The sequence below is a fragment of the Pseudomonas sp. 65/3-MNA-CIBAN-0223 genome (assembly GCF_040310425.1).
GTDB classification, from domain to species: domain Bacteria; phylum Pseudomonadota; class Gammaproteobacteria; order Pseudomonadales; family Pseudomonadaceae; genus Aquipseudomonas; species Aquipseudomonas gregormendelii.
Genome location: NZ_JBEOPV010000176.1, coordinates 1 through 266, shown reverse-complemented (window position 1 = coordinate 266; position 266 = coordinate 1). Strand labels below are relative to the sequence as shown.

Below are 266 nucleotides of genomic sequence, written 5' to 3'. Positions count from 1 at the left end.
CTGCCGCCACTGCTGGAGCCGCGCATGCAGTTCGACGGCTATCGCATCGTTCGCGAGCTGCACATCAGCAGCCGCAGCCATGTGCATCTGGCCGTCGACGAAGCCAGCGGCGCCAAAGTGGTGCTGAAGACGCCGTCGATGGATCTGCGGGGCGACGCGGCCTATCTGGAGCGCTTCCTGCTGGAGGAGTGGATCGCCCGCCGCCTGGACAATCCCCACGTGGTCAAGGCCTGCCCGCCGCCACGGCAGCGCCGTTACCTGTACAC

The 266-nt window shown here is 67.3% G+C and carries 1 pseudogene; it reads left to right on the top strand.

The features are described 5' to 3' along the window. Positions 1-266, top strand: a pseudogene (locus AAEZ09_RS28430) (bifunctional protein-serine/threonine kinase/phosphatase); the annotation flags it as partial.